This window comes from Streptomyces sp. SD31 (assembly GCF_052068475.1).
Taxonomy (GTDB): Bacteria; Actinomycetota; Actinomycetes; order Streptomycetales; family Streptomycetaceae; genus Streptomyces.
Window position 1 is genome coordinate 154576 of record NZ_JBQHCX010000001.1, and the last position, 15385, is coordinate 169960.

Consider the following 15385-nt stretch of genomic DNA (forward strand, 5'->3'; position numbering starts at 1 on the left):
TCCTCGATCGGAGCGTTCGCCGCGACCGTCCCGCGACCCAAAGGGGGTGGCATGTCCGCAGATCAGGGCAGCTCGAAGGTGCTCACGCTCACGAAGAGCGAGTCCGCGCCCGACGCCGCGCTCGACGAGGTACCGGCCCTTGAGGCCGTTCCGGCACCGGCCGTCCCGGCCGATGACGTCCCGGCCTGGCCGGCCACGGCGAATATCGACACCCGCACCCTTTCCCGCTCCCTGTTCCTGCGGCTCGCCACCCTGGACGAGAACAGCCCCGAGCGCGCATACGTCCGGGACACGCTGATCGAGCTCAACCTCCCCCTCGTGCGCTACGCGGCGGCCCGCTTCCGCTCGCGCAACGAGCCGATGGAGGACATCGTCCAGGTCGGCACCATCGGCCTGATCAAGGCGATCGACCGCTTCGACTGCGAACGGGGCGTGGAGTTCCCGACGTTCGCGATGCCGACGGTCGTGGGCGAGATCAAGCGGTTCTTCCGCGACACCTCGTGGTCGGTGCGCGTGCCGCGCCGCCTGCAGGAGCTGCGCCTGGCCCTCACCAAGGCCAGCGACGAGCTCTCCCAGAAGCTGGACCGCTCCCCGACCGTCACCGAACTCGCCACCGTGCTGGGCGTGTCCGAGGAGGACGTCGTCGACGGCCTCGCGGTCGGCAACGCCTACACGGCCTCCTCGCTGGACTCCCCGGCCCCGGAGGACGACGGCGGCGAGGGCTCCCTGGCCGACCGGCTCGGCTACGAGGACACCGCCCTCGAAGGCGTCGAGTACCGCGAGTCCCTCAAGCCGCTGCTGGCCAAACTCCCGCCCCGCGAGCGGCGGATCATCATGTTGCGCTTCTTCGCCAACATGACCCAGTCGCAGATCGGCGAGGAGGTCGGCATCTCCCAGATGCACGTCTCCCGGCTGCTGACCCGGACCCTGGCGCAGCTGCGTGAGGGACTCATCTCCGACTGATCCCGCCCGGCCCCTTCATAATTGACGGAGCGTCAGCCACCATGGCCGGATGCTTCGCGCGACATGGTCGACGTGGACGACCTGGACACATGGCCGTCGGTGCGCCTTACTCGGCGCGTCGACGGCCGTCGTCTGCCTGGGCGGGGTACTGGCCGCGTGCGGGAGCGGCGGGAGCGGTGACGGCTACGTCGCCACGGGGGCGGCGGGAGGAGCCCCCCGCGTCTCCGGTACGGCTGTCGCGCCGACGGGCGAGGTGACGCTGGTGCCGCTCGACGGGCCGGAGAGCGGCGGCGTCAGCGGCAGCGGTGAAGGTGGCGGTTCCGGCGATTTCCCCGGGCGGGACGGGAGTCGGGCGCCGGCACCCCCTCAGGGAACAGAACGCGAAGGCACGGAGAGGCCTGCCCCCCTCCCGAGCGGCAGCGGCACCCACAGCCCAGCGGCCACGCCGTCCGCCTCGGCCGCCCCGCCCAGCGGTTCACCCAGCCCCTCGACATCCGCCCCCTCGACATCCGCGCCGGCGAAGCTCACCGTGAGCGACCCCGAACGGGAGCCCACGGACAAGCGCTGGTGCGAGAAGGTGACCCTCGACTTCCACAACGCGGGTGGCACAGCAGTGCGCTCCGGCACCGTCACCTTCGGCACCCACGTCATCGGCGCGCTCGGCATCGACTGGGCGACGGTCGAGTCCACGGAGGAACTCCCGGCGCCGATCGGGGCCGGGGCACGCAAGGAGAAGACCTGGACGGTGTGTGTGGACGCCTGGCGCGTGCCCCTGGGCATGCACATCGAGACGCGGGACGTCACCGTCCGATGGAACTGACCCGGGAGTGAACCCGGCAGTGAACCCGGAAGTGGATCCGGCAGTGACTACTTGAGCGCCAGCCAAGCCACCGCCGCCACGATCACCACGGCGGCGATCACGCCGACGATCAGACCGATGCGCGGGCCCGAGGAGGCCTGCTGCTGCCGACCGCCCTGCGGGCCCTCGTCGACGAACGCGCGGAACATCTGGGTGCTGCCTGCGGGGTCGTGGTTGCCCTGGGGGCCCTGGGTGTTAGCCATGGCCTGAGACCCTAGCGAATCCGCCCGTTCGGCCCAAGTGGGGGCTCCCGCCCTGCACAGGGGGTCACAGGACCCACCCCACCTGCACATTTACGGTCGCAATACTTGCCTTTGCCAAGTTTTTGCGGCACACCGAGCCCGTTTTGTTTGCCTGTAGCAACCAATAACTCCTATGGTTGCCCTAAGCAACAAACGACGGAGGTGTGATGGCCGAGCAGGCGCAGTACGAGGAGCTGGTGCGCCAGTTCAGCGCCTTCGGCGCCGTGAAACGGGAGATGGGACGGACGCTGCCGTCCGACTGCCCCTCCGGTTCCGCCGCCGTACTGACGTTGCTGGCCCGCCACGGGGAGATGCGCATGAGCAAGCTAGCGGAGCTGCTCGCCGTGGACATGTCGGTCACCAGCCGCCATGTCGCCCACGTCGCCGAGCGCGGCTGGATCGAGCGCTCCCCCGACCCGGCGGACAAGCGAAGCCGCATCCTCCGCCTCACCCCGGCCGGTGAGGACCGGGTGCGGGAGATGTCCCGGCGGACCACGCAGCTGCTCGCCGAGCGGCTGAGCGACTGGACCGACCACGACGTCGCCGAACTCACCCGGCTCATGGCTCGGCTCAGGGCCAGCTTTGACGACTGCCGTACACCCGCGATCACCCAGTAGAAGCCTGTAAGAGAAGGAAGCCCATGGCAACGACCACACCAGCCGGTGTGCGGGCCCACGCCAAGCACTCGGGAGGCGCCCCCGCCGACGGCGCCCCGATGTCGCACCGGCAGATCCTGGAAGCGCTGACCGGGCTGCTGCTCGGCATGTTCGTCGCGATCCTGTCGTCGACGATCGTCTCCAACGCCCTGCCCGACATCATCAAGGACCTCGGCGGCGGCCAGAGCGCCTACACCTGGGTGGTCACCGCGTCGCTGCTGGCGATGACCGCGTCCACCCCGCTGTGGGGCAAGCTCGCCGACCTGTTTTCCAAGAAGCTGCTGGTCCAGCTGGCCCTCGTCATCTACGTCCTCGGTTCGGCGGCGGCCGGTCTGTCGCAGAACGCCGGCATGCTGATCACCTTCCGCGCGGTCCAGGGCATAGGCATGGGCGGCCTGTCCGCGCTGGCCCAGATCATCATGGCGGCGATGATCGCCCCGCGTGAGCGCGGCCGCTACAACGGCTACCTCGGCGCCACCTTCGCCACCGCCATGGTCGGCGGCCCGCTGATCGGCGGTGTCATCACCGACACCGACTGGCTCGGCTGGCGCTGGTGCTTCTACGTCGGCGTGCCCTTCGCCGTCATCGCCCTGATCGTGCTCCAGCGCACCCTGCACCTGCCGGTCGTCAGGCGGAAGGTCAAGGTCGACTGGGCGGGCGCCTTCTTCATCACCGCCGCGGTCTGCCTGCTGCTGATCTGGGTGACCTTCGCCGGTGACAAGTACGACTGGCTGTCCTGGCAGACGTACGCGATGACCGGCGGCGCGCTCGCCCTGCTGCTCGTCTTCGTGCTCGTCGAGACCCGGGCGAGCGAGCCGATCATCCCGCTGCGCCTCTTCCGCAACCGCACCATCACCCTCGCCTCGCTGGCCTCCCTCTTCGTCGGCGTCGCGATGTTCTCGGGCACCATCTTCTTCAGCCAGTACTTCCAGCTGGCCCGCGACAAGTCGCCGACCATGTCCGGCGTCATGACCATCCCGATGATCCTCGGCCTGTTCGTGTCGTCGACCGTCTCCGGCCAGGTCATCACCCGCACCGGACGCTGGAAGGCATGGCTGATCTCCGGCGGTGTCCTGGTCACCGCGGGCCTCGGCCTGCTGGGCACGATCCGCTACGACACCGAGTACTGGAAGGTCGGCGTCTTCATGGCGCTGCTGGGCCTCGGCATCGGCATGATGATGCAGAACCTGGTGCTCGCCACGCAGAACCAGGTGGCCCCGAGCGACCTGGGCGCCGCCAGCTCGGTGGTGAACTTCTTCCGCTCCCTCGGTGGTGCCATGGGCGTCTCGGCCCTGGGCGCGGTCCTCAGTCACCGGATCACGCACTACGCCGAGGAGGGCCTCGCCAAGCTCGGTGTGCAGGGCTCCTCGGGCCACGGGGAGATCCCGGACCTCGACGCGCTGCCGGCCCCGGTGCGCACCGTCGTCGAGAGCGCGTACGGCCACGGCGTCGCGGACGTCTTCCTGTACGCCGCGCCGATCGCCTTCCTCGCCCTCCTGTTCGCCCTGTTCATCAAGGAGGTCCCGTTGAAGACGAAGGGCGCCCTGGCCCAGGCCGCCGAGTCCGAGGCGCCGCAGGCGGCCGAGGCTGCCGCGCCGGCCGCCGCGCACGAGCGGGTCCCGAGCTGGGCCGCCGCCTCGTCGGACACCGAGGCCGCTCCCGACGGCACCCAGAGGCTCGCCGCCGTGGCCACGGTGGCCCGTTCCGAGGAGTCCACCGGCTCGTCCGGCGGCGTCCCGGTCCGCGGCTTCGTGCGGGGCGCCGAGAGCGCGCCCGTGCCGCAGGCGGCGGTCACGCTGATCTCGCTCGCCGGTCGGCAGCTCGGCCGCTCGGTGGCGCGGGCCGACGGCTCGTACGCCGTCGACGCCCCCGGCGCGGGGTCGTACGTCCTGATCGCCTCCGCCGACGGCTTCCAGCCGCAGGCCTCCACGGTCGTCGTGAACGGCGACGAGCCGGTGTCGTACGACGTCCTGCTCAGCGGCACGAGCGGCCTGACCGGTGTGGTCCGGGCCGCGGGGAGCGCGCTGCCCGTGAAGGACGCGATGGTGATCGTCACCGACGTCCGCGGGGATCTGCTGGCCACCGCCGCCACGGGTGAGCAGGGCGAGTTCGGCTTCGCCGAGCTGGTGCCGGGTGCCGTGACCGTCGCGGTGAACGCCGCCGGGTTCCGGCCGCGCGCCCTGCCCGTCGAGATCGGCGGCACCGGGGTCACCCGGATCGAGGTCGACCTCGACTCGGGCGCCCAGGTCCAGGGCGTGGTCCGGGCACCGTACGGCGCGCTGGCCGACGCCCGCGTGACCCTGGTCGACGCGGCGGGCAACGTCGTGGGCACCGCCACCACCGGCGCGGACGGGGCGTACGCCTTCACCGACCTGGACAGCGGCGAGTACACGGTCATCGCGACGGGTTACCCCCCGGTGGCGACGGCTCTGACCGTGACCGGCGGCGGCGTCGACGACCACGACATCGAACTGGCCCACCCGGGCGAGTAGCGAAACTCCGGCCCGTGGCGGGTGGCGCGCTCCGAGCGGAGGTGCGTCGCGCCACGGGTCGGTCTCTTTACGAGCAATTTGCAAGTATTCGCAGGGAGTTGGACGGGATGGGACTGACCGCGAGGATCCGCACGCGGGACGGATGGGCCGTGTCGCACGCGGTCGTCACGGTGACCGACATGACCGGGACGCAGGTGCTGCGGGCGGAGGCGGACGCGGAGGGGGCCGTACGGGACGCCGCTCCCCTGCCCCCGGGCGCGTACACCGTCATCGTCACCGCCGTCGGCTACGCGCCGGCCGCCGCGAGCGCGATCGTCACGGCGAGCGGGCGGGCCGAGGTCGGCACGGTGACGCTGGCCCGGCAGGGCGGCACGGAACTGCCGCCGCCGGGGCCCTGGACCATCGACCCGGCGCACTCCAGCGTGGCCGCCGTCGCCCAGCACCTGGGCATCTCCAGCGTGCACGGCCGTTTCACCCACTTCTCCGGCGCCATCGAGATCGCGCCGGACGACGTCACCAAGTCCCGGGTGGAGGCGGTGATCCGGGCCGACTCGATCGACACGGGGAATGGGATGCGGGACGGGCATCTGAAGTCGCCGGACTTCCTGGATGTGGAGCAGTACCCCGAGATCACTTATCGGTCGACGGGGGTGACGGCGGCCGCGGGTTCGGACCGCTGGACGGTCCACGGTGAGCTGGGCATGCACGGAGTCGTACGACCCGTGGACCTGGACCTGGCCTACCTCGGCACGGGGGCCGACCCGTGGGGCGGCACGCGGGCGGCGTTCCGGGCCACGGCGGAACTCCATCGGGACGACTTCGCCATGAACTACAACCAGGTGGTGCAGGCGGGCATCGCGGCCATCGGTACGACGCTGAAGGTGGAGCTGGACATCCAGGCGGTGCAGGGAGAAGCGCTCCCGCCGGCGGGAAGCTGACGTCAGATCGTCGCGGCGGGTGCGAGGGTACGCACGACAGGGTCACGCTGAGAGAGCCGGCCAGCCCCTAGGCTGAGCCCCATGGCACCGAACATCGCGACGAATACCCGAGTCTCGCTCGAAGAGCTGCTGGACTTCGTACGGCCCCGTCACCGCGCCATCCTGCTCACCCGGCGGGCGGACGGGAGCCCGCAGGCCTCGCCGTTGACCTGCGGGGTCGACGACTCGGGGCGGATCGTGGTCTCCACGTATCCCGAGCGGGCCAAGACGCGCAACGCGAAGCGGGATCCTCGGGTGAGTGTCCTGGTCATCAGCGATGACTGGGACGGGCCCTGGGTGCAGGTCGATGGTTCCGCGGAGGTGATCGACTCGCCGGAGTCCGTGGAGCCGCTCGTGGAGTACTACCGGAACATCGCCGGGGAGCATCCGGACTGGGACGAGTACCGGGCGGCGATGCTGAAGCAGGGGAAGTCGATCATTCGGGTGACGCCGGAGAAGTGGGGACCGGTGGCGACCGGAGGGTTTCCTTCTCGGCTTGTCGAGGGTGACGCCTAGCAGCCGCAGGTCGGAAACAGAGTCCCGCCCCTAGGGGCGTTGGACCATCGCCTCGATGCCCGCCACCAGTAGGTCCAGGGCGAACTCGAAGTCGCGTTCCCACATCTCCTCGACCGTGTCGCCGCCTCGGGCCGCCATGAGTTCCGAGGCGTCCTGGACGATGTCGTCGGTGTCGGGGGCCTGCGAGACGGTGCTCATGGCGTGCTGGAAGTAGTCGTCCGGGGTCATGCCGAACGCCGCGCTGCGGGTGATGAAGTGGCCCTCCATCGTGCCGAAGCCGTAGACGAACTGGAAGACGGCGGAGATGGCGGCCACCAGACCGTGCGCCGGCAGGCCCGTCCCGCGGATGACGCGCTGCACGACCCGGGAGAAGGCAAGGCTGTTCGGACCGATGTTGACGTAGGTGCCGATCAGCGGCGACAGCCAAGGGTGGCGGACCAGCAGGTCGCGGTATCCGCGGGCCAGCGCGCGCAGTTGGTCGCGCCAGTCCTCGTCGGCCTCCGGATCGGGCAGGGTCAGCTCGCCGAACGCCGCGTCGAGGGCGAGTTCGAGGAGGTCGTCCTTGGTGTCGACGTACCAGTAGACGGACATCGCGGTCACGTTCAGCTCGGCGGCCAGCCGCCGCATGGAGAACTTGGCCAGCCCGTCGGCATCCAGCAGCCGAACGGTCACCGCGGTGATCCGGTCCCGATCGAGCCCGGAGGGCTGCCCCCCGCCGCGCCCGCCGCGCCGCTCCTTGCCCTCCAGCCAGACGCTGGTCCGCGCGGACTGCCGCGCTGCCCTAGCCATGGCGCACCTTCCTCGACGTTCTGATGCCGGTCATGCTAGGCGCACCTTCAGGGGCGCGGGGACTGCGCGACCAGCCACAACGAGGCCCGCAGTCGCACAACTACCCAGCCCCCGAGCTCTTAGGCGCCCGCCCGCTCAGCCCTGCGCAGCAGACCCGCCGCGACCAACCCCCCAGCCAATACAGCCCCCGCCCCCACCAACTGACTGGCCTCCAAGCCGGAGGCGAACGCCTCCGTGATCCGCACCCTCTCCGCATCCGACCCCGCCTCCGCCAACGCCCCCGGCAGGGACACCGCGGCGACCGGAATCAACGCCGCGAACCGCGAGTTCAGCACAGCGCCCAGCACCGCGACGCCCAGCCCCTGCCCGAACTCCGCCACCGTGCCGTTGATGCCCGCGCCGACCCCGGCCTTCTCCGGCGGAATCGCGCTCATGATCGCGTGCGCCATGGCCGGGCTGGCGATCGCGGCGCCCGCGCCGATCAGCACCAGACCCAGCAGCGTGCCCGGGTACCCGTGCTCGGTGAGCGTCGCGATCGAGACGAGGCCGGCGGACATCGCCGTCATGCCCAGCCCGATGGAGACGGGAGTTCCGAGCTTGCCCGACCACTTGGCCGACAGACCGGTGAAGTTCAGGGCCACGATCATCAACGCGAGCGGCGCCGTGCGCAGCCCCGCCTCCAGCGGGCCGTAGCCGAGCACGAACTGCATGTGCTGGGTGAGCAGGAAGAGCGATCCGCCCATCCCGAAGGTGATCAGCACCGCCCCGGCCACCGCTCCCGTGAAACGACGGTTCGTGAAGAAGTGCATGTCGAGCATGGGATACGGGATCCGGCTCTCCCAGTACGCGAAGCCCGCCAGCACCATGACCGCGACGGCCGCCGACGCCAGCACCCGGCCGGACGTCCAGCCGTGCTCGGGTCCGGAGATGATCGCGAAGACCAGGGAGGACATCCCGATCGTGGAGAGCAGGGCGCCGAACAGGTCGGGGCGGTCGCCCTGCGGGTTCTTCGACTCGGGGACCAGGATCACGACCGCGATCAGGGCGAGCGCGGCGACCGGCAGGTTGATGAGGAAGATCGCGCCCCACCAGAAGTGGTTCAGCATGAAGCCGCCGAGGAGGGGGCCGGCCGCGAAGCCCAGCGAGTTCACCGCCGCCCAGATGCCGATCGCCTTCGGCTGCTCCTCGGGCGAGAAGATCTGCATGGCCACGGCGAGCGTGGTGGTCATCAGCAACGCCCCGCCGACGCCCATCCCGGCCCGCGCCGCGATCAGCTGACCGGTGGATTCCGCGAGGCCCGCGACCAGCGAGCCCACACCGAACAGCACCAGTCCGGCGGCCAGCATCTTCTTGCGGCCGTAGCGGTCGGCCGCGCTGCCCGCGGTGAGCAGGAGCCCCGACTGCACCAGCGAGTACGCGTTGATCATCCACTGGATGTCCGAGGTGGCGGCGCCGAGTTCGCTGGTCAGCGAGGGGATCGCCACGTTCAGGATCGTGTTGTCGAGCAGCACGGTGAGCTGGGCGAGACAGATGACGCCGAGTATCAGCCAGCGCTGGGGGTGGCCCTGGGAGACGGTGACGGAGACGGGAGCGGTCATGCCGTACACCGTAGAACAGTCCCCATACGCTGTACAACGCGGTTTCCGGCCGGAGCCGGCCGGGAAGGGCCGCCACAGCCGGAAGGGCGGCGACCCAAGCGGACGCCGCCCTTCTTCATCCAGCCTCAAGGCCTACGTCGGCCTCGAGACCTCCGTCAGCTGCTCGCCTTCTGCGTGAGGTCGTAGAAGGTGGCCGAACCGACCGTCACCTTCTTGAAGTTGGCCGCGACCCACGAGGTGATCTGCGAGGACGTACCGCTGCTGCTGCCGCCCATGCCGCCACCGGAGCCGCTGGAGATGAAGTAGTGGATCTTGCCGTCCGCCACGTACTCCTTGAACTGCGCCGGCGTCGGGGACGGGTCGGTGCCGTTGAAGCCGCCGATCGCCATGACCGGGGCGCCGGTGGAGAGCTGGTAGCTCGCGGCGTTCTGGGCGCCGATGGCCGCGGCGGCCCAGGTGTAGTCGTCGGCGTTGGTCTCCAGCAGCTTCTTGGCCTCGTCGCTGACGCCGGCGCCGTTGAGCAGACCGCCCATGCCGCCACCGCCGCCCATGCCGCCTTCGCCGGTCCGACCACCGCCGGGCAGGCCGCCCTGCTGGTTCTGGCCCTGCTGGCCGGGCATGCCGCCACCGGGGAAGCCGTTGCCGTTCTGCTGATTCTGGCCGCCCTGCCGGTTGTTCTGACCCTGCTGACCCTGCTGGTTCTGGCCGGGCATGCCGCCCCCGCCGGGGCCACCCATGCCGCCACCGGGGCCGCCACGGCCGCCCGCGACCGCGGGGCCGGCGGTGACGATCGAGCCGGTGTGGCCCTCGCTCAGCGTGGTGAGGGTGTACGCGGTCGGACCGGCCAGTGCCGCGGCGAGGCCCAACCCGACGACTCCCATGGTCAGTTGGCGCCCCAGCTTCGAGGCGAAGACCAGGCCCAGCGCGGCGGCCAGACCGCCGACCAGTACGACCCACTTCAGCCAGGGCAGATAGTCGGAGGAGCGGTTGAGCAGGACGTAGCCCCAGGCCGCGATGGCCGTCATCGCGGCCGCCAGGGACAGCGACGCCCACATCTTGCCCCGCTCCTCCCAGAGCTTGGCCGCGCCCATGCCGATCAGCGGGGCGATGTAGGGGGCGAGGGCCACCGTGTAGTACTCGTGGAAGATGCCCTGCATGTAGCTGAAGACCAGCATGGTCGTGATCAGCGCGCCGCCCCAGACCAGGAACGAACCACGCGTCACCGACGTCCGCTTGGCCTTGCGCGTGGCCACCAGGCCCGCGATCAGCAAGATCAGCGCGGCCGGGATCAACCAGGAGATCTGGCCGCCGATGCTGGAGCTGAACAGGCGGTCCCAGCCGGTCTCGCCCCAGCTGCCGCCACCGTTGCCACCGCCGCCGCCGACGCTGCCGGTCTCCTCGCCGTTGAGCCGGCCGAGGCCGTTGTAGCCGAAGGTCAGCTCCAGGAAGGAGTTGTTCTGCGAGCCGCCGATATAGGGGCGGGAGGAGGCGGGCCACAGTTCGACGATCGCGACCCACCAGCCGCCGGAGACGACGATCGCGGCGAGGCCCGCGGCGAGCCGGCCGATCCTCTTCTTCACCGACACCGGGGCGCAGACGCCGTAGACGAGGGCGAGCGGCGGCAGAATCAGGAAGGCCTGAAGCGTCTTGGCGAGGAAGGCGAAGCCGATGGCCACACCGGCCCACACCAGCCACTTGGTACGGCCGTCGTCCAGGCCCCGGATGACGAAGTAGCAGGCCACGGCCATCAGCAGGGCCAGCATCGCGTCCGGGTTGTTGAACCGGAACATCAGCGCCGCGACGGGGGTGAGCGCGAGCACCGTGCCCGCGATCAGACCGGCCGCAGGGCTGAACCGGCGGCGTACGGAGGCGTGGACGACAGCGACCGTGCCGACGCCCATGAGGACCTCGGGCAGGAGGATCGCCCACGAGTGGAGGCCGAAGAGCCGCACCGACAGGGCCATCGGCCACAGGGCGGCCGGGGGCTTGTCGACGGTGATGGCGTTGGCCGCGTCCAGCGAGCCGAAGAAGAAGGCCTTCCAGGACTGGCTGCCGGCCTGGACGGCCGCCGAGTAGAAGGAGTTGGCGTAGCCGGAGGCGTTCAGGTTGTAGAGGTAGAGGAGGAGCGTGGCGAGGAGCAGGCCGAGGAAGGCCGGGCGCGCCCAGCGCGGGTCCTCGGGGCGGCCGCGCCACAGCCGCCGTACGAAGGGCTGCTTGGGTTCACCGGCGTCGGGAACCGGGGCGGCGGGCGGGGGTGTCGGGGGGCGGCCCCAGGTGTCGGGACTCGCCTCTCTGTCGTGCGCGGTCTGGTCGTAGTGGGTCGTCATCGGGAGTCCCTCGAGTCGGTGTCGTGCGGGTGCACCGGCTGCAGCTGCAGGGTGGCGTCCCGCCAGGTGCCGTCCGCGGCTTCAGCGGCGCGGAACTGAGCGGTTTCGTACGTGTACTGGGGCGCGCGCCGGGCCACCGGATGCTGCGGGAGCGGGCCGTCGTGGCCGCAGGGCGCGGCGGAGACCGCGGAGTAGGACCGCGAGGAAGGATTGGGGGCCGGGGCGTGGGACGGGTGGTGCGAGGCGACCGCCGTCGAGCCGGAGTCGCCGTCGCCGTGGTCCGGGAACACCCACGCCCTGAAGAGCAGGAAGCGCAGCACCGTCGCGGCGAGGTTGGCGGCGATGAGGACCGCCAGTTCGGTGGAGTGCGCGGGGCTGGGGCTGGCCGCGTTCAGAGCGGCGAGCGAACCGCTGGTCAGGGCGAGGCCGATACCGAAGACGACCAGGCCCTGCGCCTGGTGCCGTACGGCGCCGCCACGGCCGCGCACCCCGAAGGTCAGGCGTCGGTTGGCCGCCGTGTTGGCGATCGCGGAGACCAGCAGGGCGAGCGCGTTGGCGATCTGCGAGCCGGTGAACACCCGGAAGCCGCTGTAGAGGAGGAGGTAGAACAGGGTGGACAGGCCGCCGACGACGCAGAAGCCGACGAGCTGGCGGGCCAGGCCCTTGGGTATGTCCTTGATCTCGCGGTCGCGCGGGTCGTCGCCGAAGGGGCGGGTGAGCCGGTCCAGCGGGAGCGAACCGCCGGCCAGCGCCTTGCCGACCCGCCACACGCCCTTGAGGTCGTCGGTCGCCGTCTTCACGATGTGCACCGTGGAGTTGGGGTCGTCGACCCAGTCGACCGGCACCTCGTGGATCCGCAGCCCCGCGCGCTCGGCGAGCACCAGCATCTCCGTGTCGAAGAACCAGCCGGTGTCCTCCACCAGCGGCAGCAGCACCTGGGCGACGTCGCGGCGGATCGCCTTGAAGCCGCACTGGGCGTCGGAGAAGCGGGCCTGGAGCGAGCCGCGGAGGATGAGGTTGTAGGCGCGGCTGATGAACTCCCGCTTGGACCCGCGTACGACGCGGGAGGTGCGGGCCAGCCGGGAGCCGATCGCCAGGTCCGAGTGACCGGAGATCAGCGGCGCCACCAGCGGCAGCAGGGCGTTGAGGTCGGTGGACAGGTCCACGTCCATGTAGGCGAGGACCGGGGAGTCCGAGGCGGACCAGACGGTCCGCAGCGCCCGGCCGCGGCCCTTCTGCTCCAGCCGGAAGGACTTGACCTCCGGTATCTCCGCCTCCAGCCGCGACGCCACGTGGGGGGTGGTGTCCGTCGACGCGTTGTCCGCGATCGTGATGCGGAACGCGTACGGGAAGGTGCGCTTGAGGTGATCACGCAGTCTCAGCACACACGGCTGGAGGTCCTTCTCCTCGTTGTAGACGGGGATCACTACGTCCAGGACAGGCGTACCGGCGTCGCCGGCCGGGAGGTGCTCCCGCGCCGGCAGGGTGCCGGGAGAAGAGTCGGTTCGCATGACGCCGACTTTTGTCAGGCGCCCTGTTCCACCCATGTGGTGACGCTGTGCTGTGCCTGTGAGTGCTGTTGCCAGCTCATTTCGGGGCTCGGCGGCACGGGCAGCGCCGGCAGATGCACCGTGAAGACGGTGCGTCCGGGCACGCTGTCGACGGTCACGGCGCCGCCGTGCGCGGTCGCCACGGCCTGCACGATGGCCAGGCCGAGACCGGTCGAGCCGGAGGCACGCGAGCGCGAGGAGTCGCCGCGCGCGAACCGTTCGAAGACGTGCGGGAGCAGCTCGGCCGGGATCCCCTGGCCGTTGTCCTCGACGTCCACGCACATCCATGGTCCGCGCCGCTGGACACGGGCTGTGACCGTCGTCCCGGGCGGGGTGTGGTTGCGGGCGTTGCCGAGCAGGTTGACGAGGACCTGTTGCAGCCGGGCCGCGTCCGCCGACACGAGTGCGGGCTCGTCGGGCAGGTCGAGGCGCCAGTTGTGGTCCATGCCGGCCGCGCGGGCGTCGCTGATGGTGTCCACGACGAGCGGGATCAGGTCGGTCTGCTCGAACTGGAGCGGACGTCCGGCGTCGAGCCGGGCGAGCAGCAGCAGGTCCTCCACGAGCAGCGTCATCCGGCCCGCCTCGGACTCGATACGGCCGAGTGCGTGCCGGGTGTCGGGCCCGACCTCTTCTCTGCCGCGTCTGGTCAGCTCGGCGTAGCCCCGGATGGAGGCGAGGGGGGTGCGCAGCTCATGGCTGGCGTCGGCCACGAACTGCCTCACCCGCATCTCGCTCTGCTGGCGGGAGTGCAGGGCGGCGTGGACGTGGTCCAGCATGCGGTTCAGCGCGGCGCCGACCCGGCCGACCTCGGTGTGCGGGTCGGTCTCGGACTCGGGGACGCGCTCGCTGAGGTTGACCTCGCCGGTGTGGAGGGGGAGTTCGGAGACGCGGGTGGCGGTGGCCGCGACTCGGCGAAGGGGGCGGGTGGCCACGCCGACTATGACGGTGCCTGCGATGCCGGCGGCCACGAGGGCGGCGGCGGTGACGCTGGCCTCGATCAGGATGAGGGTGCTGAGCGTGTTGTCGGCGTCCGTGGTCGGAATCGCGACGTAGTAGCTGCCGTTGGCGCCGCTTCGGTACGTGACGCGGTAGTCCCCGAGGCCCGGGAGCTCGACCGTGTGCTCTTCCTTGTCCTGGGTGACCTCGTTGAGCGCGGCGATCTGGGCCTCGTTCAGGTCGACGGCCTTCATGCCGCTGAAGTCGGTGCTGTCGGACGACTTCTTGCTGACCTTGGCCTCGGTGATGACGCCGTTCTGGACCTTGGCGGCGACCATGTTCTTCGAGTCGGGTCCGCGCGTGACGAACTGATCGAGGGTGAAGTTCTGGTCCGGCTTCTCGGTCGTGCCCGTCGTGTCGGGGTTGCCCCCGGGAGGACCGCGGAAGCCCTCTGCGGCCCGTCCGCCGACCTCGCGCAGTCGGCTGTCCAACTGGTCGTACAGATGGGACCGCAGGGCGAGCGTGGTCACCGTGCCGATCACCGCGGCGACCACGGCGATCAGTACGACCGATGCGACGACGAGCCGTGCCCGCAGGGTGCGCGGCTGGCCCGCTCGCCTCTTCTGCGTACGCGGTCGTCGTCGCCCGCTCATGTCGCCGCGGGCTTGATCAGGTAACCGGCACCACGCCGGGTGTGGATCATCGGCTCGCGACCGGCGTCGATCTTCCGGCGCAGGTAGGAGATGTAGAGCTCAACGACATTGGCCTGCCCGCCGAAGTCGTACGACCACACGCGGTCGAGTATCTGGGCCTTGCTGAGCACGCGCCGCGGGTTGCGCATCAAGAAGCGCAGCAGCTCGAACTCGGTGGCGGTGAGGTGGATGTTCTCCCCGGCCCGCGCGACTTCGTGGCTGTCCTCGTCAAGCGTCAGGTCCCCGACGACGAGCACGGAGTCCGACCGCCGGTCGGCGGCACCGGAACGGCGGATGAGTCCGCGCAGCCGGGCGACGACCTCCTCCAGGCTGAACGGCTTGGTGACGTAGTCGTCCCCGCCCGCGGTGAGTCCGGCGATACGGTCCTCCACGGCGTCCTTGGCCGTCAGGAACAGCACCGGCACGTCCGGCAGATCCCGCCGCAGCCGCCCGAGGACGGTCAGCCCGTCCATGTCGGGCAGCATCATGTCCAGGACGACGGCGTCGGGCCGGAACTCGCGCGCGGTCTGGACGGCCCCCTGGCCGTCCCCCGCACTCCGGATCTGCCAGCCCTCGTAGCGAAGGGCCATCGACAGAAGTTCGGTGATCGACAGCTCGTCGTCCACCACAAGCACTCGGACGGGGCTCCCGTCCGGCCTCAGCAGTTCGGTGCGCCCCTGGGGCGAGGTCGTGGTCATGCTGGAAACTTTGTCGGTGTCCTCTTAGAACACGCTTTCCGCAGGCTGTGATTTTCCTAAGAAACGCACAGGAGACTCTCAGGGGGCGCT

13 protein-coding genes are annotated in these 15385 nt (G+C 70.5%); 6 read left to right on the plus strand and 7 right to left on the minus strand.

From position 1 onward, the window contains the following. The first annotated feature begins 51 nt into the window (after positions 1 to 51). Complete coding sequence (locus tag ACTMVF_RS00680; protein ID WP_441268977.1) at positions 52 to 963, plus strand: RNA polymerase sigma factor SigF; 912 nt, start codon at positions 52 to 54, stop codon at positions 961 to 963. 49 nt (positions 964 to 1012) lie between these two features. Next, positions 1013 to 1783: a hypothetical protein gene (locus ACTMVF_RS00685; RefSeq protein ID WP_441268978.1), complete on the plus strand. Its 771-nt coding sequence runs from the start codon at positions 1013 to 1015 to the stop codon at positions 1781 to 1783. 47 nt (positions 1784 to 1830) lie between these two features. On the opposite strand, the gene ACTMVF_RS00690 is transcribed toward ACTMVF_RS00685, so the two are convergent. After that, a complete protein-coding gene (locus ACTMVF_RS00690) occupies positions 1831 to 2025 on the minus strand; it encodes a hypothetical protein (protein WP_301999382.1) in 195 nt (64 codons plus the stop codon). Positions 2026 to 2231: 206 nt separating this feature from the next. Here ACTMVF_RS00690 and ACTMVF_RS00695 point away from each other — a divergent pair, with 206 nt between their 5' ends. The 4 genes from ACTMVF_RS00695 (at position 2232) to ACTMVF_RS00710 (ending at position 6705) form a co-directional block, all read left to right on the plus strand. Beyond that, positions 2232 to 2681 (plus strand): MarR family winged helix-turn-helix transcriptional regulator, encoded by a 450-nt coding sequence (locus ACTMVF_RS00695; RefSeq protein WP_441268979.1) that lies wholly within the window; start codon positions 2232 to 2234, stop codon positions 2679 to 2681. Between the two features lie 23 nt (positions 2682 to 2704). Further along, positions 2705 to 5212 (plus strand): MFS transporter, encoded by a 2508-nt coding sequence (locus tag ACTMVF_RS00700; RefSeq protein WP_441268980.1) that lies wholly within the window; start codon positions 2705 to 2707, stop codon positions 5210 to 5212. Positions 5213 to 5319: 107 nt separating this feature from the next. After that, positions 5320 to 6150, plus strand: a complete 831-nt coding sequence (locus ACTMVF_RS00705; protein ID WP_441268981.1) for a YceI family protein — start codon at positions 5320 to 5322, stop codon at positions 6148 to 6150. Between the two features lie 81 nt (positions 6151 to 6231). Beyond that, a complete protein-coding gene (locus tag ACTMVF_RS00710) occupies positions 6232 to 6705 on the plus strand; it encodes a PPOX class F420-dependent oxidoreductase (RefSeq protein WP_441268982.1) in 474 nt (157 codons plus the stop codon). 30 nt (positions 6706 to 6735) lie between these two features. On the opposite strand, the gene ACTMVF_RS00715 is transcribed toward ACTMVF_RS00710, so the two are convergent. The 6 genes from ACTMVF_RS00715 to ACTMVF_RS00740 all read right to left on the minus strand — a co-directional run bounded on the left by ACTMVF_RS00715 (position 6736) and on the right by ACTMVF_RS00740 (position 15295). Further along, on the minus strand, positions 6736 to 7494 hold the full coding sequence (locus ACTMVF_RS00715; protein WP_441268983.1) for a TetR/AcrR family transcriptional regulator: 759 nt from the start codon (positions 7492 to 7494) through the stop codon (positions 6736 to 6738). A gap of 119 nt (positions 7495 to 7613) precedes the next feature. Next, complete coding sequence (locus ACTMVF_RS00720) at positions 7614 to 9092, minus strand: MFS transporter (RefSeq protein ID WP_441268984.1); 1479 nt, start codon at positions 9090 to 9092, stop codon at positions 7614 to 7616. 155 nt (positions 9093 to 9247) lie between these two features. After that, positions 9248 to 11419 (minus strand): ArnT family glycosyltransferase, encoded by a 2172-nt coding sequence (locus ACTMVF_RS00725; protein ID WP_441268985.1) that lies wholly within the window; start codon positions 11417 to 11419, stop codon positions 9248 to 9250. Then, positions 11416 to 12930: a glycosyltransferase gene (locus ACTMVF_RS00730; protein WP_441268986.1), complete on the minus strand. Its 1515-nt coding sequence runs from the start codon at positions 12928 to 12930 to the stop codon at positions 11416 to 11418. The genes ACTMVF_RS00725 and ACTMVF_RS00730 overlap by 4 nt, the downstream gene beginning before the upstream one ends. 14 nt (positions 12931 to 12944) lie before the next feature. After that, positions 12945 to 14558, minus strand: coding sequence for a sensor histidine kinase (locus tag ACTMVF_RS00735; RefSeq protein ID WP_441268987.1), 1614 nt, complete (start codon positions 14556 to 14558; stop codon positions 12945 to 12947). Next, positions 14555 to 15295, minus strand: coding sequence for a response regulator transcription factor (locus ACTMVF_RS00740; RefSeq protein ID WP_441268988.1), 741 nt, complete (start codon positions 15293 to 15295; stop codon positions 14555 to 14557). Before ACTMVF_RS00740 ends, ACTMVF_RS00735 begins: the two co-directional genes overlap by 4 nt. Between the last annotated feature and the right edge of the window lie 90 nt (positions 15296 to 15385).